The sequence below is a fragment of the Paenibacillus sp. 1SOY10 genome, assembly GCF_056836745.1.
Genome location: NZ_JBXENK010000001.1, coordinates 141974 through 162457, shown reverse-complemented (window position 1 = coordinate 162457; position 20484 = coordinate 141974). Strand labels below are relative to the sequence as shown.

Below are 20484 nucleotides of genomic sequence, written 5' to 3'. Positions count from 1 at the left end.
GTGGAAACAAGAGTAAGCGTGGCCCGGGAAAATAAAGCAAGTTCTAAAGATGCACGGGAGAGAGTCATGCGCCAGACGCTGGAGGCCTTGTGGTTTGAGGGGATATTGGATTACACCCTGTCGGGAGAGAAGTGGCAGACCTATGGAGTTGACCTGAACGGCCAGCCTGTGGAATATATCTGCCAAGCGGAAGAGAAATTTTCATTCGGCCGAATCAGGATTGTGCCTCATTCGCTTCAGCGAGCTGGGGAGCCTTTCCATGATCCGTATCTGTTTCTGACCGAGTTGGTTCACAACAAACTCAGGGGAGAACGGCTAACCGTTTTTATCGGCGAATTGCTTGAGACACTGGCGAAGGATAGCCAAAGCCTGGAGATACTGCCGGAATACATTGCGGAGACAGAGCGTCATTATGAAGCCTTGGAGAGCCATATGACCGAAGGTCACCCTTACCATCCCGCCTATAAATCCAGACTTGGGTTTACGCTCAGCGACAATCGCCGCTATGGGCCAGAATTTAATCAAAGACTGGACCTGTTCTGGGTTGCGGTTCGGGAAGGGCTGGTGGATACTAGCGTTTCAGCAGGTTATACGGTGGAAGAGCTTTACAGGCAGCATTTGACGGCTGGAGATATCGAGCGGTTTGGGCAAATCCTGGAGCAAGCGGGAGTTCAAGATCAGCAGAAGTATGTCATGATTCCGGTCCATCCCTGGCAATGGGAGCATCGGCTGGAGACGATCTTTACTTCCCAGCGGCTTAGCGGGGAGATGATTCCGCTCGGGTTCGCGGAAGGGCAGTATCGGGCCCAGCAATCCATTCGTACATGGTCGCATCGCGGGAATGACAAGGCTCCTTACCTTAAGCTGTCCCTGGGCATTACCAACACATCGTCCGGGCGGATCCTGGCTTATCATACAACCCAGAACGCTCCCTTGATCAGCGATTGGCTGGAGCAATTGGTCAGGGAGGACGCGCTATTGCAGCAAGAGCAGTTCGCTATTCTCAAGGAAGTGCTGGGGATTTCGTTCCGATATGATAAGCTACTGCCCATTCAGCAAGAACAGGCCTACGGTTCATTGGGGACGATTTGGCGTGAGAATGTAGCCCTGCATCTGACGGAAGGTGAAGAGGCCTGGCCGCTAAATGCAGTAAGCCTGGTACAGATAAATGGAGAGCCCTTAATCCGTTCATTCCTGCTCCAGCATGGCGTAACCGCTTGGGCCAAGTCACTGATTCGGGTATTGACTGTCCCTATGATTCATTTGCTCTATGCTCACGGCCTGGCGCTGGAAGCTCATGCGCAGAATATCATTCTTGTGCTGGAGAATGGACTGCCCAAACGCATAATCGTCAAGGATTTGCATGACGGTGTCCGGTTCGTACCGGGCAAGCTGCGCCAACCAGACCTTGCGCCCAAGTTACATCCGGAGCCGGAGGTCCACCGTCAGTTCAACCGCTACTCATTCATTCATGCCGAGACTCCAGCGGATGTACGGGATTATGTATATGATGCCTTTTTCTTCATCTGCATGTCGGAAATCGCCTGGATGCTGCAAGGCTTCGGGCTGGCGGAGCAGCAATTCTGGACCTGGTGCAGAGAGACTATCGTTCAATATCAGGAGCAGTTCCCTGAGTATGGGGAGGCATTCAAGGAATATGATCTGTTTGCAGGTGATGCCTTAATCGAGGAAATGACCAAACGTCGACTCTATGGCGATGGCGAGTTATATTTCAGGAAGGTCCGCAATCCGCTTCTGTGGGCTAAGGAAGTAGAATCGTTATGATTAGGCCAAATACGCTCAAACTGAAAATAGAGAGCGGTCAGCCTGTCTTCGGGTTATTCGTTTCCATCCCGCATCCGGTCATTGTAGAGATGATTGGTCATGCAGAATATGACTTCGTTATCATCGATCATGAACATGCAGCCATCGGCATGGAGCAGATTGAAGAGCTGGTCCGGGCTGCGGAATTGCTAGGGATGACCCCGCTGGTCAGGGTGTCCGGCATCCACCGGACTGAAATCCTGAAGGTGCTGGATTGTGGAGCCCAGGGAATTGTGATTCCTCATGTCCAGCAGAGAGAACAGCTTGAGGAAGCAGCCCGTCACGCTTATTACCATCCGATTGGCCGTCGCAGCCTGAATAGTGGGCGAGCCGGAACCTTTGCCAAATATGCATTAACCGATTACATTCGGGAGGCCAATGAGGCCGTCATGCTGGTGCCAATGGTCGAGAGCATCGAAGGGATTAGGAACCGCGAAGCTATCCTGACTCATCCGCAGGTCAGCTTTGTTCTGGAAGGAGCGGCTGATCTGTCGCAATCACTAGGCGTACCCTGGCAGACCCATCATCCCGAGGTACTTGACCATCTGGAGCAGCTAAGACTGACCGTACATCAATGCGGAATTCCATACGCGGCAGTTGCAAGGAGCAAAGAGGACATGCCTGCCTTGGCTGAGCAAGGTGTACGCATGTTTGTGCTGGGGGACGACAGAAATACCGCGTTCCGTGCTTACGGGCAGAAGCTAAGCGACTACAGAGATATGGGTGGGTGGATATGAAGGATACAGTAAAAGAGCGGCTGATGAAGCTGCAAACGGCCCATCTTGAGGGACCTTTTTGCGCCTATTTATACGATCTGGATGGGATTCAGACCCAGGTGTGTAACATGCTGCAAGGCTTGCCAGAACGAACAGGGCTGTTCTACGCGATTAAGGCTAACCCGGACCTTCGTATCATTGAGGCATTGTTGCCGTATGTGGCAGGGTTCGAGGTGGCCTCCGCAGGAGAATTGCTCAAGGTCAGAGAGGTGAGCGCTAGCGTGCCTATTCTGTTTGGTGGGCCAGGTAAGACCGAAGCTGAACTAGCTACAGCCCTTCGTCATAACGTTGCTTATATTCATGTGGAAAGTTTGCTGGAATTACGTAGACTGATTCGGCTGGCCGAGGGACATAGCGAACCTGTTGGCATATTGCTGCGCATGAATTTACGCACAGGCACGTTGCCGCAGACGGGAATTACTATGGGTGGGCGGCCCACGCCCTTTGGTCTGGATGAAGATTTGCTGGAGGCAGCGATCGCGATCCTGCGTGAAGAGGGACGGGGAAGGGTGCGTCTTAGTGGTTTTCATTTTCACTCCTTATCCAATAACCTGAATGCCCGGCTCCACGCTGAAATGATTGAGTTTTATTTACGCAAGGCGGCGGGGTGGAGCGAACAATATGGACTGGAGCTGGAGATTGTGAATGCAGGCGGTGGATTTGGCATCTCTTACGAAGATGCCCCACCTTTTGACTGGCAGGTCTTCACGGAACTAGTCGCTGCTAGCAAGGCTCTCAGGGAGCTTCCAGGCACGAAGCTATGGTTCGAGCCAGGACGCTACCTGGTGGCCAAACATGGGTATTATGCTGCCGAGGTGATCGATCTCAAATCGTCACATGATCAGTATTTTGCCGTACTTCGAGGTGGAACACACCACCATCGCTTACCCGCATCATGGGGACATAATCAGCCGTTTGAGGTGCTGCCCGCGGAGCGCTGGAGCCATCCCTTCCCCAGACCGGAAATCCGCCAAGATCGGGTGACGTTGGTCGGGGAGCTTTGTACACCCAAGGATCGGATGCATGCCGATGCTGCTGTTGAACGACTCCGCGTAGGTGATATTGTAGTGTTCCAACAATCCGGTGCTTATTGCTGGACCATATCACATCATGACTTTCTCTCGCATCCGCATCCGGAATTTTATTATTTAACGGAAGGAAATGATTATGGGGACAGAGACGATCAACACAGGCCGCAAGGCTGCTCAAGTACAAGTGATGGCGGACTTGCTGAACACGCTGCTAAGCGAACGGTTCTTTGAACTGGACGAGGGGAGCTTATGTCCGTTAGCTGTTGCGCCTGACCTTATCAGAGGGTTATTCAGCAACAGTAGTCTGAGCATGCATACTATGGTTTATGCGGCAGAAATGGCCTTCTTGCTGGAAAAGAACCCGCGTACAGGACTGCAATGGGTACAGGACACGCCTATCTTCAAGCAGAGGCTGGGCGAAGGTTGGAGCGCGGTGACTTCTCCTGAAGAGTTGGCGGAGGTGGTGCTGCGTTCAGCACTGACGGAGGAAGCCTACGCTCAGCCCGGGGTAGCCGACTTCCTATCAGGCTTGAAGCTGGCGGTGCAGCAGCTTGCACTTAGCTTGCATCCGGCAGTCTTGGAGTCATTGCTGGCAGACACACCGAATTCCCCCTACGGCTGGTTTATTAAGGGGGAACAGGTGGCCGCACTGCGTGATCGTCCGTTCCATCCTTCGTCCAAGGCGAAGGTCGGCTTCAGCACTCAGGACTACGAGGAGTATTCGGCGGAGTTCGGCAAGACAGTGCGCCTGGGCTGGGTGGCCCTCCGGGCAGATATGGTGGAGCGGGGGACCGAGCAGGAGGAAGGGTCCTGTCTGGACCTGCTTGACGTAGAAGAACGCTCCCGGCTGGAAAGTGAACTGCGGCAGCGCGGGCTTATGCCGGATCAATATGTCCCGCTACCCGTGCATCCCTGGCAGTTGCAGCAGGTAATCCTGCCTCGATTTTACCGGGAGATCGCGGAGGGGACCCTCGTTGTACTGGACACACAAGCCGGGGATTTCCTGGCGACTTCCTCGCTGAGATCCCTGAGCCCGGTAACGATTCTCACGGGTCAAGAGGATGAAGGGCAGGCACATGCTATAGCGATGTTGAAGCTTCCGGTCAGCGTACTGTCTCTGGGGGCAGCTCGCTACTTGCCAGTCGTGAAGCTGCTCAATGGCCTGGCCGGGGAGAAGATGCTAAGGCAGGCTGTGCTGTGCGACGAGACACTGGCAGACCGGGTCTTCTTATGTGAAGAGCAACACTGGTGGGGGTACATGCCCCGTGAAATGAGCTTGTTCGACGACCATCCCCGCCACTTGGCTGCGCAAATCCGTCTCTATCCATCAGCGCTCTTTGCGGAAGGATACCGGGTCATCCCCATGGCTGCGCTAGGCGTGGAACGGGGGGGATGGCATATGCTTCCAGAGCTACTGGGCAGACGTTTATCCAGTGAAGAGGTCATATGCTTTTATCGTGAGCTGGCCTACTTGTTCTATGATGTGATTATACGGCTGTTCAAGGTAGGGGTCATGCCGGAAATTCATGGGCAGAATTGTTGCCTGGTGCTGGAGCACGGGCGCCCGAGGGGCCTGTTGTTCCGTGACCACGATTCCGTTCGGCTACACCCGCCGTATCTGGACAAGCACGGGATTGGCGACCCTGAGTACCATATCCGTCCCGGCTATTCCAACAGCCTGTATAACGAGACGATTCATAAGCTGATCTTCTATGTGCAGTCGCTTGGAACTCAAATCAACCTTGGCAGTATTATTGAAGCTTTAAGTCGTGCTTATAACCTTAAACCTGCCCGTTTCTGGGAAATTACAGAGCTGGCTTGGAAGGAAGCACTGCAGACTGCTGGACTGCCGGAGGAAGACCAAGACGAGTTGTACAGAGTGGTCTTTACGCAACCCGAGTGGCCCACGAAGCTGGTCATCCGTCCGTTGCTTGAGGCCGAGGGGGTACCCGGCGCTATGCCTTCTGGCAAAGGCCAGGGCCATAATCCTTTCTGGCATAACACCTAAGAGCAAGCAGGAGGCAAACGTTTCCTGCATTGAAATCGCTTAACGGTTATGATAAGATACACCTAACTTTGATGAGGGAGCTGAAGTGGATGGATATTTCTTGCTAAGGAATGGATATAGAATGCGAGGTTTATTTTCGCATGTCTGTTTTATTCTTGCGCAAGAAAGCAGTTCCATCTTCTCACTCCAATCGTATATACGGTCCGGACCTTTCGTTTGATTTTGATGCGCAAAGGCTCGGATTTGTGTTATCCGCCTGGGCTGTAAGAAGGGAAACTTTCTTGCAGCCTTTTTATGTGCGGGAGGAATTTAATTTATGACATTAATTAATGTAAATCATTTAACCTTTGCTTATGAGGGAAGCTACGATCCGATCTTTGAAGACGTCAGCTTCCAGATGGATACAAATTGGAAGCTGGGATTTACGGGGAGAAATGGGCGGGGGAAAACCACTTTTCTGGAGCTGTTATTAGGCAAACATGCTTATAGTGGACAAATCTCTACGGACATAGAGTGCGAATATTTCCCCTTCGAGGTTCAGCACCCGGAACATCATACGCTGGACGTTGTGAGCGAGATTGTTCCACATGTAGTACATTGGGAGCTACTACGCGAGCTTTCCTTGTTGCAGGTGGCGGAGGATGTATTATATCGGCCCTATCAATCATTGTCTAACGGCGAACAGACCAAGGTCATGTTGGCAGCGCTGTTTCTGAAGGAAAATCGCTTTCTGCTGATTGATGAGCCTACCAATCATTTAGACCTGGCTGGCCGGGAGTTGGTCAGTGGATACTTGAATCGAAAGTGTGGATATATTCTGGTATCTCATGACCGGGCATTCCTCGATCGCTGTGTCGATCATATTCTGTCTATCAACAAAACGGATATCACCGTACAGAAAGGGAATTTCTCGGATTGGTGGGAGAATAAGCGGCGGCAGGATCAGCGGGAGCTGGCAGAGAACGAAATGCTGCGCAAGGATGTCAAACGTTTGGCAGAAGCGGCTAAACGTACGGGAGAATGGTCGCAAGCGGTGGAGAAGACCAAGAACGGCACCCGAATTTCGGGCGTCAAGGCGGACAAAGGCTACATTGGTCATAAGGCGGCAAAGATGATGAAGCGCTCCAAGTCGCTGGAGCAACGCCAACAATCGGCTATTGAGCAGAAGTCCAAGCTCCTTAAGAACGTGGAGACTTCAGAGCGTCTCAAGATTGCCCAATTGCCTTACCACAAAACCCAGCTAGCCGAGCTGGATCGGGTTGCGATTTATTATGGACAGAAGCAGGCTAGTCCGGAAGTCAGCTTCTCCATTGGGCAGGGTGACCGAGTTGCCTTAACCGGTAAGAACGGCTCAGGTAAATCGAGCATTATGAAGCTCATTTGCGGTGAGGAGCTTACTTATACAGGGACGCTTCGGATCGGTAGCCGATTGAAGGTGTCTTATGTATCGCAGGATACCTCTTACTTGCAGGGCGATTGTTCAAATTACGCCCTTGAGCACGGCATAGATGAAAGCTTATTCAAAGCGATTTTGCGGAAGCTGGATTTCTCTAGAGTGCAATTCGAGAAGGATATGGCTGATTATAGCGGTGGCCAGAAGAAAAAAGTGCTGATTGCCCGCAGTCTGTGCGAGCAGTCGCATTTGCTGGTCTGGGATGAACCGCTGAATTTTATCGATGTCATCTCCCGCATGCAGATTGAGAATTTGCTGCTGGAATACGCCCCTACCTTGCTGTTCGTTGAGCATGACCGCGAATTCTGCGAGCAAATCGCTACAAAGGTCATTCAGCTATAAGGATCCCTCTTATAGAACCAAATTCATTCATGTGCGGATATATAAGTGAAGGGAGGGGAGAGCGTGGCAACAGAGAGGGAAGTTGTCGAACAACTGGTACATGATTATGGCACCCGGTTATATACCTTCTGCCGAAGGCTGGCTTTTACCTCGGGCGATGCGGATGACTTGTACCAGCAAACCTATCTTCGCATTCTTGATATGAAGGGGACCCTGGATTTATCTCATAATCCGGTCGGGTTTCTGATGTCAGTAGCCACCCGAATCTGGTCGGATGAACGGAGGAAATTTGCCCGCAGACAAAGAATTGCCCCCTTGCACTACAGTCATGCTCAAGTGAATGAAGTGCCGGATGAGAAGTCCACGGAAAAAATGGTAGAACAGCAGCAAACTCAGATCGAGCTTCGAGAGGCAGTGCAGCAATTATCCGATGCTTTGCGAGTCCCCGTGCTGCTGTATTACATGGCAGACATGTCTGTTCAGGACATTTCGGACGTGTTGCGCATACCACAAGGCACTGTTAAGAGCCGACTGCATCAAGCGCGTCAGAAACTCAAATTGAGATTGGAGGAATCGGGTTATGACGGATAAAGAAGAGAAAATAGATGGATTACTCCGTATGTCTCTGATGGAAGAAGAAGTCCCGCCTCCAGCCGTTCAGGCGGCTCTTCTTGAGCAAATTCGCCGGCAACCTGACAAGCGAGAGATATCGTGGTGGCTGCCCACGGTGGTTGGGGGATTGCAGACCATCACTTTGGTGGCTGGCGTGAATGTTATGTTTCCCAATTCATGGCTATCTTTGCTATCACTGCCGACGGGGGCCGGCCTGATCCTCTGCTCGGTGACATTATCAGCAGCGGCTCAGGTATGGACCAGAAAGGAGCGTAAACTCTATGTCGTGGATGACCTATGAGCAAATGTGGATTGGAATTGGCGTTGTATTATTGTTGGTGCTAGGGTTTAGAACCTGTTTGGGAATATGGACGTATCGGGATGCCAGGGCACGTGGCCTTGATGCCAAAATATGGACTGTTATTGTAGTTCTAGTACCTAATTTGATGGGCCTGCTACTCTACTTTCTAATTGGTCGCAGGCAGCAAAAAGTACGATGCGCTTCATGTGGTGATCAGACGGAGCCTGGCAAACAATATTGCTCAAATTGCGGCGCCTCATTGGCCCAACCGGGGATGATCGTGCCTTCAGATGTGAAGCACAGCAAGAAGCCGCTGATCGCGGCACTGGTGGGTATGGTTTTAACCAGCTTGCTAGTGCTCGTGATCGTCTTCGGAAGTCTCTATAGCGCTCAGCCCGAAATGTTTGCTGCCAAAAATGTTTCGATCGGACAGGCGCAAACGATGCGGCCGGGGTTATGGAAGCTGTCATTTTGGTATTTTAATGGTGAGAAGGTTCAGGCTATTGATCTCAAGCAGGGAGAACCCCGTCAAATCACGCTGGACACCGAAATCAAGAAAGGTACGGTCGAAGCGGCTATATCTGTGGATGGCCAAGAACAGGAGCGGCTTCTGCTTAACGATTTGGACACCCCCTATATTTGGGATTTAAGTGGCCTTCCCGATTCAGGCAGGATCACGCTGCATCTGTATGCCGAAGAGGCCAAAGGTAAAGTGAATATGGATTGGCGCTAAAATAACAACCTCCAAAAACAAAAAGAAAGCTCCCCACCAAGCGAAGAAGCTGGGTCGGGGAGCTTTTGCATGCTAAAGGATTGAAATGAAGCTACGGATCATGTAATATATGATAATGATAATCGTTATCACTATCAATTATCAATGACAGAGGAGTGGGCAGGGAGGTGAATTTTGAGTGTGATTGACGCCAAAAAAAGAGAGAAAGGTCGTCTTTATTATACGATCATTTGTGGTTTGATCGGATCGATTATGGTATCCGCCGTATTCTCCGTCTCTATCGGGCAGGTACATATTCCGTTCACGCAATCTATGAACATCATGCTGCATACGCTAACCCACGGTTATCTGGGTTCGATTGACCAGATCGATAACGAGTCTTACTTGAACATCATCATGCAAGTGAGAATGCCCCGCGTCTTGTTCGCCTTACTCATAGGCATGGGGTTGTCTTTGTGTGGAGCGATTATGCAGGCGATTGTCCAAAATCCGCTTGCCGATCCTTATATTCTCGGCATTTCGTCGGGGGCTTCGCTGGGAGCTACATTTGCCATCCTGGTCGGGTTCGGTAGCGGTGCGATGCTGGCACAATTAGGCGTTGCGTTTGGGGCGTTCGTCGGTGCGATGATTACTTCAATAGCCGTACTGGTGCTATCCAGTATCGGCGGCAAGGCGACTTCGGTGAAGCTGGTCTTGTCCGGGGTGGTAATCGGAGCGCTGTGCAGCTCCTTCTCCAGCCTGATTATCTATTTTGCGAATAATGCCGAGGGTATCAAAACAGTGACCTTCTGGTCCATGGGGAGTCTGGCTTCAGCAAGCTGGCAGAAAGCGCCGGTGCTGGCGTTGGTCGTGTTGGTGGGCTGTGCGGTATTCCTGTTCCAGCATCGGGTACTCAACACCATGTTAGTGGGCGATGAGTCCGCTATTACGCTTGGCATCAACCTTAGCGTCTATCGCAAGCTGTATATGATCGTAACGGCCCTGATCACAGGAACGATGGTTGCTTATGCCGGGATGATTGGCTTTGTAGGCCTGATTGTGCCCCATATTTCGCGGGGGCTGTTCGGAGCGGATCACAAGCGTCTTATGCCAGGTACCTTATTGCTTGGTGGGTTGTTCCTGATCTGGTCCGATATTTTGTCCAGAACGTTGATCACGAATGTAGAGTTACCTATCGGTATCATTACATCGGTGATAGGTTCGCCGCTATTTATTTATATGATTGTGAAAAAAGGCTACAATTTCGGAGGCTAAATATATGGAATTGAGCGCACAAGGAATGGGCGTCAGTATCGGTAAGAAAGAGATTGTGAGAAACGTCTCGATTCTGGTGAAGAAACGTCAGTTTGTAGGCCTGATTGGGCCCAATGGGTGTGGGAAATCAACGCTGCTCAAGAGCATTTACAAGAGTATCAGCCCGCAGAGTGGCGTAGTTCATCTAGGGGACATGGATATTCTCAACACTACGGAGAAAAAGGTGTCCCGTCGCTTGGGCGTTGTAGGGCAATTTAATGAGATGAATTTTGATCTCAGTGTTCAGCAGATGGTCATGCTGGGGCGTACACCCCATAAGAAGCTGCTGGAGTCGGATAAACAAGAAGACTATGACATTGTGGAGGATGCGCTCGCCAGAACGAATTTGCTCCATTACAAGGACCGCAGTTATTTGTCACTATCAGGCGGGGAGAAGCAGCGGGTTATTCTGGCGAGAACGATTGCCCAGCAGCCGCAATTCATGATTTTGGACGAGCCTACCAATCACCTGGATATCCGCTATCAGCTAGAGATTCTATCCTGTGTCAAGGAACTGAATATCGGCGTACTGGCAGCCTTGCACGACCTGGAGATGGCCGCGTATTACTGTGACTACATTTATGCCGTCAAGCAGGGAGAGGTCTATGCCCACGGAACACCGGAGCAGGTGTTGACGCCAGAAACCATTGAATCGTTGTATCAAGTCAAATGCCAAACCTATATCAACCCGGTCACGCATGGGCTGGGCTTTGCTTATGGCATCTAAATAACATCACGAATATCTAAAGATCCTTTTAAGGGGGAGAAATGATAACTATGAAGAAGAAATTAGCGATGAAAAATAGATTTGTCATGATGAGTGCTGCGTTAACACTGGCTTTGGCTTTGAGTGCTTGTGGAAATACGGCTGAGTCTGGCGGGGCACAACAATCCGAGACACCCGCACCGGAAGCTAGTAAATACCCAATTACCATTCAGAACTTCGCCAAGCCCGAAGGGGGGACAGAGTGGGAACCAAAGGAGCAGGTATTCGACAAAGCTCCTGAACGCGTTATGGCAAATACCAGACCGGCAGCCGAGTTGCTGTTGCATTTGGGGCTGGGCGACAAAATTGTTGGAGTGGGGGCCAACTTCGGAGCTCCTGACACGACAGTGGAAGAGGAATATAGCAAGCTGAACATTCTCGCAGATGAATATGTTGGGAAGGAAGTTACTTTGGGGACGAACCCGGATTTGGTCTACGGTCGGGGCGGACTGTTCGATAATGCCGATTGGGGCGTAGGAACGGTAGATTCCTTGAATGAAATTGGTGTCAAAACGTATGTTTGGGAATCCTCGGTGACCGGGGGGAGTTATGCTTCAATATATAAGGATATCGAAAACCTCGGGAAAATATTTGATGTAGAGGACAAGGCCGCGGCTTTTGCCAAGCAATTGAAGGACCGTCAGGACGAAATTGCCTCCAGCTTGTCCAGCATTACAGAACAGAAGACTTTTGCCTATTTGCATATGAGCGATCCAAATGAGGTTTATGTATATGCTGCCCAGAAGGAGACGTTCTTCAATGACTCGTTCAATATGGTCAAGCTGGATAATATCTTCAAGGATGCCCCTGGGGAGGTCACTGTGGAGAGTCTCATCGACGCCGACCCTGATGTACTGATCATTCCCGACTGGACGGGCGAGGACAGTGCCGGTGCACAAGCGCTGAAGGATGCACTCTATAGCAATCCGAAGCTTTCCAGTATGAAGGCGATCAAGAATAAGCAGATTTTTGCGGTTGATTATAACTATATGTTCGGATACAGCTATAACACGATTGACGGGATGGAGAAGCTGGCCCGTGAGATGTACCCGGATTTGTTTAAATAAAAATACATGAGCTAGAGGGGCGTAAACGCCGGAAAGGGGTTGTATATCCGTTGATCCGCAGATTTTTTGCCTATTACCAGCCCTATAAATGGTTGTTTCTCCTCGATTTCGGCTGTGCCATTATCGCAGGCTTGCTGGAACTCGCCTTCCCGATGGCGGTAAATATGTTCGTTGATGATTTTCTGCCAGGTGGCAAATGGGACATCGTCGTCTGGGCGTCCATCGGCCTGATCGTGCTGTATGCCTTAAGCGCGGTATTAACTTATGTGGTTAACTATTGGGGCCATATGCTGGGAATTAATATTGAGACGGATATGAGGCACAAGCTGTTTGCTCATATTCAGAAGCTATCGTTCCGATTCTTTGACAATACAAAGACGGGCCACCTGATCGGACGTCTGACCAATGATATGAACATGATTGGCGAGATGGCGCATCACGGACCGGAGGATTTGTTCATTGCCGTGATGACGCTCGCGGGTTCCTTTGCCTTAATGTTATCTATTAACTGGCAGTTGGCCTTGCTGACCTTTGTGGTCGTTCCAGCCATTCTGTGGGTCGTCATTTATTTCAATCAGAAAATGACCAAAGCGATTCATCAGCTATTCAGCGATATCGGTGACTTTAATGCTCGCATTGAGGATAACGTCGGAGGTATTCGCGTGGTGAAGGCATTCTCGAATGAAGCGCATGAGGAAGCTCAGTTTGCCGTAAACAACGGACGGTTCCGCCGCACGAAGCTGGCTTCCTATAAGCTGATCGCCCGTAACGGCTCCATCAGCTATGTGATGATGCGGTTCGTGACGGTATTCGTCATGGTCTGTGGCACGTGGTTTGTTATTCAAGGCCAGCTTACCTACGGCGAGTTTGTTGGCTTTCTCTTGCTGACCAACGTGTTCTTCCGTCCAATCGAGAAGATTAATGCTATTGTGGAGAGCTATCCGCAAGGTTTTGCCGGGTTTAAACGATATACGGAGTTGCTCGATACGGAACCCGATGTGGAGGATACGCCGGGTGCTGGAGAGATGAAGCCGTTCGAGCGAGAGATTAGCTATGAGCAGGTTACCTTCGGCTATGATGAAGATCAGAAGGTGCTGAACGAAGTAAGCCTGACCATTCGCAAGGGCGAAACCATCGCCTTCGTCGGACCATCCGGTGCCGGGAAGACCACGCTGTGCAGTCTGCTGCCCCGCTTCTATGAGGTAGAGAGCGGAGCAATTCGTATCGATGGCGTGGACATCCGTGAGGTGACACAAGCCTCGCTGCGCAGCCAAATTGGGATTGTACAACAAGATGTGTTCCTGTTCTCCGGGACGATTCGCGAGAACATCTTGTATGGCAAGCTCGGAGCTTCCGAGGAGGAAGTGTGGGAAGCGGCCAGGCGCGCCCATCTGGACGAGTTCATCCGCACCCTGGAACAAGGCATGGATACGGTAATCGGGGAACGGGGCGTGAAGCTATCCGGGGGACAGAAGCAACGTCTTGCTATTGCCCGAATGTTCCTGAAGAATCCGCCTATTCTTATCCTTGATGAGGCGACTTCTGCGCTCGACACCGAGACGGAACAAGCGATTCAACAGTCGTTGATGGAGTTATCGCAAGGCCGGACGACGCTGATTATTGCCCATCGTCTAGCGACGATCAAGGAGGCCGACCGAATTGTGGTCGTTACTGCGGATGGCATTGCGGAGCAAGGAAGACATCAGGAGCTTGTAACAGCAGGCGGCGTATACAGCCGTTTGCATCAGGCCCAATTCGGCAGCTAAGTTGAACTAATGAAAAGGCATAACAAGCAAGCGAGAAAAATGATTCTGAAAAAGGTCAAAGCTTTCTGCAAGAAAGCTGCATCGGAAGCCTACGCTTGTTCGCCTTTGGGAATGGATTTCTACTTCATCTGAATTCGTTAATTCAAGAAATCCATGAGCAACAGCGATCGTAAGAACATTTTCTCGTCTGCTTCTTTGCGTTAATCACAAGTTCAACTGATAAAGCTAAGTTGAATTAACATGTAGGCATAACAAGGAAGAAAACCGGATTGGGAGCAATCCGTGAGGGATGGAGGAGTATTACCATGGCAGAGAACCTGGAGCTTTATGACGTAACGATCATCGGCGGTGGCCCCGCGGGGCTGTACGCCGCGTTCTATAGCGGTATGCGAGATATGAAGACTAAGCTGGTTGAGGCCAAGGACGAGTTGGGCGGCAAGCCCTTAATCTACCCTGAGAAAATGATTTGGGATGTCGGTGGGATTACTCCCATGCGTTGCGAGCAATTAACCCGGCAAATGATTAGCCAAGCCATGACCTTTGAACCGACGGTTGTCCTGGGTCAGCAAATCAGTGGACTGGAACGGTTAGCCGACGGGACCATGATACTCCAGTCCGAATCGGGAGAACGTCACTGGACCCGGACGGTCATTCTGGCTTTGGGTCGGGGAGTGCTCAAGATGGCCAAGCTTGACATTGAAGGGGCAGAACGCTATGAAGTTGGCAATCTGCATTACACGGTACAGGAGCTGGAAGTGTTCCGGGATAAACGGGTGCTTATTTCCGGAGGCGGCGATTCGGCGGTGGATTGGGCTAACGAATTGGAGCCGCTGGCTGCCAGCGTAACCGTGGTGCATCGCCGCGAACGCTTCGGCGGTCATGAGCGTAATGTGAAGCGGATGATGGATTCTTCGGTCCGCGTGCTGACACCTTATGCCCTCAAGCTGCTTCATGGCAGCCAGGATGGCAAATCCATTGAAGCGGTCTCGATTTCGAAGGTGGATGAGGAAGGGCAACTATCGGAAACCGTGGAGCGGCTTGAAGTAGACGCGATTATTGTCAATCATGGATTGCGCGGGGACTTCGGCAATATTGTCAACTGGGGCTTGGACATGGGGCAATGGGATATCCAGGGAAGCGAGCGGCTGGAGACGAATTTGCCAGGCATCTTCGTAGCCGGAGATGTGGCTCAGTACGCCAGCAAGCTCCATCTGATTGCTGGCGCCTTCACAGATGCCGCCCTGGCGGTCAATAGCGCCAAGCTTTATCTGGAGCCAGAAGCTTCGAAGGTAGCTTATGTATCCTCCCATAATGCCAAATTCAAAGAGCGGAACATCGCACTGGGTGTGGCAGAAGAAGACGCTTAGTTCATCAAGACCATCTCAAATATAATTTTCTTACGTGTCAGGAAAGGAAAGTCTCCTAAACCATGTCAGCATGGGATAGGAGACTTTTTGCTTGCATAGAATTTTACAAGTGGAATTACCACATTAGCCTCTGCTGATTGGGCATAAATGTTAATAATCATTGACAATTTTCATTTGCTAGAGATCCGCATGCGTTGTTTTGAGTCAAAACCTGGGAGGGATGCGGAATGCTAAATATTTTAGTAGTGGATGACGAGCCGAAGCATAGAAGAGGCTTGTCCCGCATGCTGAAAGCCTTGAAGCCGGATTATAACATATTTGATGCCAGGGATGGAGAAGAAGCGCTGCAAAGTATGGACACCCATCCGGTAGATTTGATCTTTACAGATATTCAGATGCCGATGATGAACGGCCTTGAGTTGGTGGAGCAATTGAACCGGCGTGGAGGTAGCGAGAGTATTATCATTATGAGTGCCTATCCCGATTTTGCTTATGCGCAGCGTGCTTTACAATTAGGCGCAAGCGATTATTTGCTCAAGCCAGTGGAGGAATGCAAAATCATCCCCTTGCTGGACAAGGCCGAATGCAGAGCTCATGGAGTAAGGCGCAATTCTCTGGAATTGGCGCTCTCTGAATGCTTGAGGGGAGAAGCCACTGATGAACATATTCTCTTGCTGGAGCAAGCTTTCCCCAGCTTCCAACGTGGTCATGTTCTGGCCGCCTCGCTAAGCATATCTCAGAATCGGAACGCGATATTGGCGGAGCTACAGACTCGCTTGAGCTCGCTGCTCAAGGCCCGTGGATTGTCCTGCGCCTGTTGCCAGTCTGACCATTTACTGATGATCTTCCTGATTAGCCCCCATCCTTCACCTGTGTTCTCCAGTGAACTGGAGGCACAGCTTCGGCAGTTAAATGACGAATTTGCTCAAGCTGGGAAAGGGAATTTGAGCTTTGGCCTGGGGGGTGAATTTACCGATTGGACCGAAGGGGTCCGTCATGCCTGCCTACGAGCGCACCATTCTCTCAAGGCGAGCTTCTATCATGGCTGTCAGGTGATCTACCATCCTGAACAAATGGTGAGGGACAGCCATGTTACGATTCAGCTTGATGCCGGGCGCCTGACCCGGGCCGTTCTGGACGGAGACTCAAACGATGTCAGGGACTGTATGGACACAGCCATTGATCTGACCTATGCTGAAGGATGCCCTGACCCCCAGCAACTCAAATATGCTGTTGCTGCCGCCATCCATCAGCTTGGCTCTGTGTTTCATGAATCCGGGCTGCCTGTTGTACATAGCCCCGACTTTGAGCAAGTATTATGGCAGGGTCAAAATGTGGAGGCCCTTAAGCAAGCGGCCCGGGCCTGGCTGTTCGAGCTAATAGATCGCTTGGAGCAGCGTAAGCCCAATAGAGCGGAATTTATCATTGGCCATTGTAAAGCGTATATTGAGACCCATTATCATGAGCCCGACTTGTCGCTTAGCACGCTATCCCTGAAATTTCATTTTAACCCCTCGTATTTCTGTCTCCTCTTCAAAACTCATACCGGTACCACCATTCATCAATTCATTACGCAAACCCGTTTAAAGGCTGCCTCGCAAAGGCTGCTTCATACGTCCGATAAGGTCTATATGATCGCCCAGCAAGTCGGCTATAAGGATGTTAAGTATTTCATCCGTCTGTTCAAGAAGCAGTCCGGCATGAGTCCCGAGGAGTTCCGGCATGTGTCCGCAATTCGCTAGAAGCATAACCTCTAGAAAGAGGAGGGGATGACAGATGAGACGTTATCGGGGTTTGCGGTTACAAGACTTGAGTTATCGGACCAAGCTCTTCTTGACCTATGCACTTATCGTAGCTATTCCACTCAGCCTGTTGAGCGGACTGTACTACTCCTCTGGACGAGAAACCGTGTCCGATTTGGCGCGGCAAAATCTTTACTCTATCGTCAAGCAAAATAACGAAATTATGGATGCGGAGCTGACCCGAATTGAAGAGAGCAGCCTGGCGCTGATTGCAGAACAGGTGTTGTACGAGCAATATTTGCAAGCGGATGCCAAGGACGGGTACAGCATGGTGACGATGGAGAAGAAGGTCAGCCGGGCATTGAACAAATATTTCCCCGAATTGCGTGATATTTACTCAATTCATTTAATGACCAGCTATGCCAGTATTGGCCCTACCGGAGCATCGGCGCTAATTCCATATGATAACTTCACACATAGTAGACTCTATCAGATGGCTCTGGAGGGGGAGGGGGATATGAGCTGGATGCCGACGTTTGCCTATTCGGAAATGTTCGAGCCGGAACCCGGTGTCTCGGTCCCTCTGGAGAGCTTACGTCTGCTGGCCGGAGTGCGTCTGCTGCGACTGTTCCAAATTGAGCACGGGCAGGTGACTGAGCTAGAGCATCAAGCGGAGCTGCCGGTGCTCTTAATCACTTATCGGCCTGAATATTATGACAATCGATTCACCGCTACGCTCCCGTCCACCGGGGCTTCTTTTTTTGTACTTAGCGAGGACGGGGACCAGGTAGCCGGTACAATGCCGGCGCCGTTAGAACTTATAGACTCCCACGGAGTGCTTGAGGACATGGCACGGCTAAAAAGCGGGACGCTGACGGTAATACAAGACGGCAAACCGCTCATTATCTGCTTCGACACCTCGAAAGTTACGGGGTGGATCTCGGGTATCGCGATTTCCCCGGAGGCACTGGGTGCTGCCTTCCTGCCGCAGATTCAAGCTTATACCTTCTACCTGGCTTTGTTCCTGCTGCTGGTGTCGCTCCTGCTGGCTTTTATTTTCGCCAATTCCATCACCAAACCCATCCAGAGATTACTACAGGCCATCAAGAAGACGGGGGAAGGGGAGTTCGATACCCGCGTCCCGGTGGAATCCTACAATGAGATGGGGCTACTTATGCACAAGTTCAATCAAATGAATGGCAAGATTAATCATCTGATTGAGGAAAATTACAAGGTCAAGCTACGGGAGAAGGAGACACAAATGATGGCCTTGAATGTGCAATTAAATCCACATTTCCTCTATAACACGTTAAATATGATGAACTGGACCGCCTTGGAGAATGGCCAAGCCGAGCTAAGCCGAATGATCGTAGGATTGTCCTCCATGCTGCAATATACTGCGCAGAACCACCGGGAGACCGGGGATTTCACAGAGGAACTGCAATGGCTGGAGAATTACATCTACATGACGAGTCAGCGCTTCGAGGACAAATTTACGGTGGTCTTCAACATCTCACCCGAGTTGTATGCGCTTCAGGTTCCGAAGCTATTCTTGCAGCCGTTCGTGGAGAACGCTATCGTTCATGGCTTTGCCCGGCAGCACAGCGGCGGCAGGATTGTCATCACGGGGCGGATAGAAGGAGATACACGGGTATTCACGGTAGAGGACAACGGAGGCGGCATTTCTGCTGCTCGATTGGAGCAGTTAACCCGGGTTCGCAGTGATTCCATCGGCATTCAGAACGTAGACACGCGCATTAAGCTTATTTACGGAGAAGCCTATGGCGTTACTCTGGATTCCGTAGAAAATCAAGGGACGCGTGTGAACATTACGTTACCAGCGACGAACAAATGAAAATTATCCACCTATCCGAAAATGTTCGAATACTTATTGTAAACGTTATTTTTTACAATAAATATACAAAGCAAATTTGCAAGAATGGAGGATGGGCGAATGAAAGTGAGGCGTCTGGCAGGATGGATCTTATCGGTAACCTTAGCCATCAGCGTATTGTTGACCGCTTGCTCGGATCGCGGGGGTGGAGAAGCCGGTAGCGCAGGCGGTAGCCAAAGCACCGGGGAAGAGCAGGTTACCCTCCGGTTCTCCTTCTGGGGGGATACGATTGAGAAGAAGACGATTACGGAAGCGCTTGAACGATTTGAGCAGGAGACCGGGATTCAGGTAGAGCCCATGCATGTTCCGGCAGACTATCTGACCAAGCTGACGACGATGGTGGCCGGGAATGTCGCGCCTGACCTGGGTTATCTGTCCTCCGGTGCGGCATTGAGCTGGGGAGCGGATGGGAAGCTGCTGAATCTGGCTCGACTGATCGATAATGACCCGGAGTTCAAGCGAGAGGATTATCTGGATCAGATCTGGTACGAGATTGCACCCGATCATATTATCGGGATGAGTACCGCCGTCGAAGGATACGGCTTGATGTACAACAAGGATTTGCTCCTTGAAGCGGGGGTGGAGCTGCCGCCCGTGGAGGCTGAGCAAGCCTGGGACTGGGATACGTTCGTGGAATACGCCAAGAAGCTTACGCTCGATGATCAGGGACGAAATGCACTGGACTCGGAGTTCAACCCGGACAAAATCAGACAATACGGCTTGCAGTATGATCCCTACAATATGATGGCGGCGGTCGTATCCAACGGAGGTAACTTTCTGACGGAGGACGGCAAGGAGTTCGGGCTCGCCAAGCCTGAGGCCATCGAAGCGATTCAGAAGCTGGCAGACCTGATGTATGTACATCATGTATCGCCGACCCCGCTGCAGACCAAGAATTTGCCGGAGACAGCCCTGCAAACCAAAAAGGTGGCAATGACGGTGTCTGGCAACTGGGCCTTGCAGGCCTACGGGGAGCAGGATATCAGCCTTGGTGTAGGAGTGCTGCCCAAGCTGAAGATCAGCAACACGCTGCTGGATGGAGCGCCAACCGTTATTTTTCAAACGACAAAACATCCCGAAGAAGCCTGGTTGCTCTATAAATACATGGCTGACCCCGAGTCGGTGCTGCCGCTAATAGCCGGAGGCCTATGGATGCCACTGAAGAAAGAATGGTACTCCAATCCGGAATTGATCAATCAATGGGCAGCGGGCAATAGAGCTCATCCCGACGGATATACCGAAGCCTTCATGGTACAGACGATTGAGAATGGCATTCGCACCCCCGGCTTCGAGGTGAAGAATCTCGATAAAATCAACGCATTAGTCACACCAGCCCTCGATCTGGTCTGGACGGGTAAACGAAGTGCCGAAGAAGCGCTGAAGGAGGTTGAGGTTAAGGTACAACCTCTAATTGAAGGATATTACGGCCGGTAAGGTGAACCAGCCAGACCCTGAATAGCCATTATCCGGATTAGGGGAGGGATTACTATTCGTCATCAACGCCGTATT

Annotated in this window: 16 protein-coding genes; all 16 read left to right on the top strand. The window is 51.0% G+C overall.

Annotated elements, in window-relative coordinates; all coding sequences use genetic code 11:
- The 16 genes from AC1VOR_RS00740 to AC1VOR_RS00665 all read left to right on the top strand — a co-directional run bounded on the left by AC1VOR_RS00740 (position 1) and on the right by AC1VOR_RS00665 (position 20409).
- Positions 1–1785 (top strand): IucA/IucC family protein, encoded by a 1785-nt coding sequence (locus AC1VOR_RS00740; protein ID WP_482615133.1) that lies wholly within the window; start codon positions 1–3, stop codon positions 1783–1785.
- The gene (locus AC1VOR_RS00735) at positions 1782–2561 is read left to right on the top strand and encodes an HpcH/HpaI aldolase family protein (protein ID WP_482615131.1); all 780 of its coding nucleotides are present in this window, start codon (positions 1782–1784) and stop codon (positions 2559–2561) included. The genes AC1VOR_RS00740 and AC1VOR_RS00735 overlap by 4 nt, the downstream gene beginning before the upstream one ends.
- Positions 2558–3862: a type III PLP-dependent enzyme gene (locus tag AC1VOR_RS00730; protein ID WP_482615130.1), complete on the top strand. Its 1305-nt coding sequence runs from the start codon at positions 2558–2560 to the stop codon at positions 3860–3862. The genes AC1VOR_RS00735 and AC1VOR_RS00730 overlap by 4 nt, the downstream gene beginning before the upstream one ends.
- Positions 3768–5639, top strand: coding sequence for an IucA/IucC family protein (locus tag AC1VOR_RS00725; protein ID WP_482615128.1), 1872 nt, complete (start codon positions 3768–3770; stop codon positions 5637–5639). The genes AC1VOR_RS00730 and AC1VOR_RS00725 overlap by 95 nt, the downstream gene beginning before the upstream one ends.
- A gap of 316 nt (positions 5640–5955) precedes the next feature.
- Positions 5956–7434 (top strand): ribosomal protection-like ABC-F family protein, encoded by a 1479-nt coding sequence (gene abc-f / locus AC1VOR_RS00720; protein ID WP_482615126.1) that lies wholly within the window; start codon positions 5956–5958, stop codon positions 7432–7434.
- 63 nt (positions 7435–7497) lie between these two features.
- The gene (locus AC1VOR_RS00715; protein WP_482615125.1) at positions 7498–8025 is read left to right on the top strand and encodes an RNA polymerase sigma factor; all 528 of its coding nucleotides are present in this window, start codon (positions 7498–7500) and stop codon (positions 8023–8025) included.
- Positions 8015–8347 (top strand): hypothetical protein, encoded by a 333-nt coding sequence (locus tag AC1VOR_RS00710; protein ID WP_482615124.1) that lies wholly within the window; start codon positions 8015–8017, stop codon positions 8345–8347. Before AC1VOR_RS00715 ends, AC1VOR_RS00710 begins: the two co-directional genes overlap by 11 nt.
- Positions 8328–9080, top strand: a complete 753-nt coding sequence (locus tag AC1VOR_RS00705; RefSeq protein ID WP_482615122.1) for a zinc ribbon domain-containing protein — start codon at positions 8328–8330, stop codon at positions 9078–9080. The genes AC1VOR_RS00710 and AC1VOR_RS00705 overlap by 20 nt, the downstream gene beginning before the upstream one ends.
- A gap of 252 nt (positions 9081–9332) precedes the next feature.
- Positions 9333–10334, top strand: a complete 1002-nt coding sequence (locus AC1VOR_RS00700; RefSeq protein WP_482616364.1) for a FecCD family ABC transporter permease — start codon at positions 9333–9335, stop codon at positions 10332–10334.
- 4 nt (positions 10335–10338) lie between these two features.
- On the top strand, positions 10339–11100 hold the full coding sequence (locus tag AC1VOR_RS00695; RefSeq protein ID WP_482615120.1) for an ABC transporter ATP-binding protein: 762 nt from the start codon (positions 10339–10341) through the stop codon (positions 11098–11100).
- Positions 11101–11150: 50 nt separating this feature from the next.
- Entirely contained in the window at positions 11151–12206 is a 1056-nt protein-coding gene (locus AC1VOR_RS00690; RefSeq protein WP_482615119.1) for an ABC transporter substrate-binding protein, read from the top strand.
- A 50-nt stretch (positions 12207–12256) separates the two neighbouring features.
- Complete coding sequence (locus AC1VOR_RS00685) at positions 12257–13972, top strand: ABC transporter ATP-binding protein (RefSeq protein ID WP_482615117.1); 1716 nt, start codon at positions 12257–12259, stop codon at positions 13970–13972.
- 305 nt (positions 13973–14277) lie between these two features.
- The gene (locus AC1VOR_RS00680) at positions 14278–15339 is read left to right on the top strand and encodes an NAD(P)/FAD-dependent oxidoreductase (protein WP_482615116.1); all 1062 of its coding nucleotides are present in this window, start codon (positions 14278–14280) and stop codon (positions 15337–15339) included.
- Positions 15340–15566: 227 nt separating this feature from the next.
- Positions 15567–17081 (top strand): response regulator transcription factor, encoded by a 1515-nt coding sequence (locus AC1VOR_RS00675; RefSeq protein ID WP_482615113.1) that lies wholly within the window; start codon positions 15567–15569, stop codon positions 17079–17081.
- A 34-nt stretch (positions 17082–17115) separates the two neighbouring features.
- A complete protein-coding gene (locus AC1VOR_RS00670; RefSeq protein ID WP_482615112.1) occupies positions 17116–18936 on the top strand; it encodes a cache domain-containing sensor histidine kinase in 1821 nt (606 codons plus the stop codon).
- Between the two features lie 99 nt (positions 18937–19035).
- On the top strand, positions 19036–20409 hold the full coding sequence (locus AC1VOR_RS00665; protein WP_482615110.1) for an ABC transporter substrate-binding protein: 1374 nt from the start codon (positions 19036–19038) through the stop codon (positions 20407–20409).
- Positions 20410–20484 lie beyond the last annotated feature (75 nt).

Coding starts and splice junctions, on each gene's coding strand:
- AC1VOR_RS00705 (WP_482615122.1), top strand. CDS start 8,328: ATGTCGTGGATGACCTATGAGCAAATGTGGATTGGAATTGGCGTTGTA.
- AC1VOR_RS00710 (WP_482615124.1), top strand. CDS start 8,015: ATGACGGATAAAGAAGAGAAAATAGATGGATTACTCCGTATGTCTCTG.
- AC1VOR_RS00695 (WP_482615120.1), top strand. CDS start 10,339: ATGGAATTGAGCGCACAAGGAATGGGCGTCAGTATCGGTAAGAAAGAG.
- AC1VOR_RS00665 (WP_482615110.1), top strand. CDS start 19,036: ATGAAAGTGAGGCGTCTGGCAGGATGGATCTTATCGGTAACCTTAGCC.
- AC1VOR_RS00680 (WP_482615116.1), top strand. CDS start 14,278: ATGGCAGAGAACCTGGAGCTTTATGACGTAACGATCATCGGCGGTGGC.
- AC1VOR_RS00730 (WP_482615130.1), top strand. CDS start 2,558: ATGAAGGATACAGTAAAAGAGCGGCTGATGAAGCTGCAAACGGCCCAT.
- abc-f (WP_482615126.1), top strand. CDS start 5,956: ATGACATTAATTAATGTAAATCATTTAACCTTTGCTTATGAGGGAAGC.
- AC1VOR_RS00735 (WP_482615131.1), top strand. CDS start 1,782: ATGATTAGGCCAAATACGCTCAAACTGAAAATAGAGAGCGGTCAGCCT.
- AC1VOR_RS00700 (WP_482616364.1), top strand. CDS start 9,333: ATGGTATCCGCCGTATTCTCCGTCTCTATCGGGCAGGTACATATTCCG.
- AC1VOR_RS00690 (WP_482615119.1), top strand. CDS start 11,151: ATGAAGAAGAAATTAGCGATGAAAAATAGATTTGTCATGATGAGTGCT.
- AC1VOR_RS00725 (WP_482615128.1), top strand. CDS start 3,768: ATGGGGACAGAGACGATCAACACAGGCCGCAAGGCTGCTCAAGTACAA.
- AC1VOR_RS00670 (WP_482615112.1), top strand. CDS start 17,116: ATGAGACGTTATCGGGGTTTGCGGTTACAAGACTTGAGTTATCGGACC.
- AC1VOR_RS00675 (WP_482615113.1), top strand. CDS start 15,567: ATGCTAAATATTTTAGTAGTGGATGACGAGCCGAAGCATAGAAGAGGC.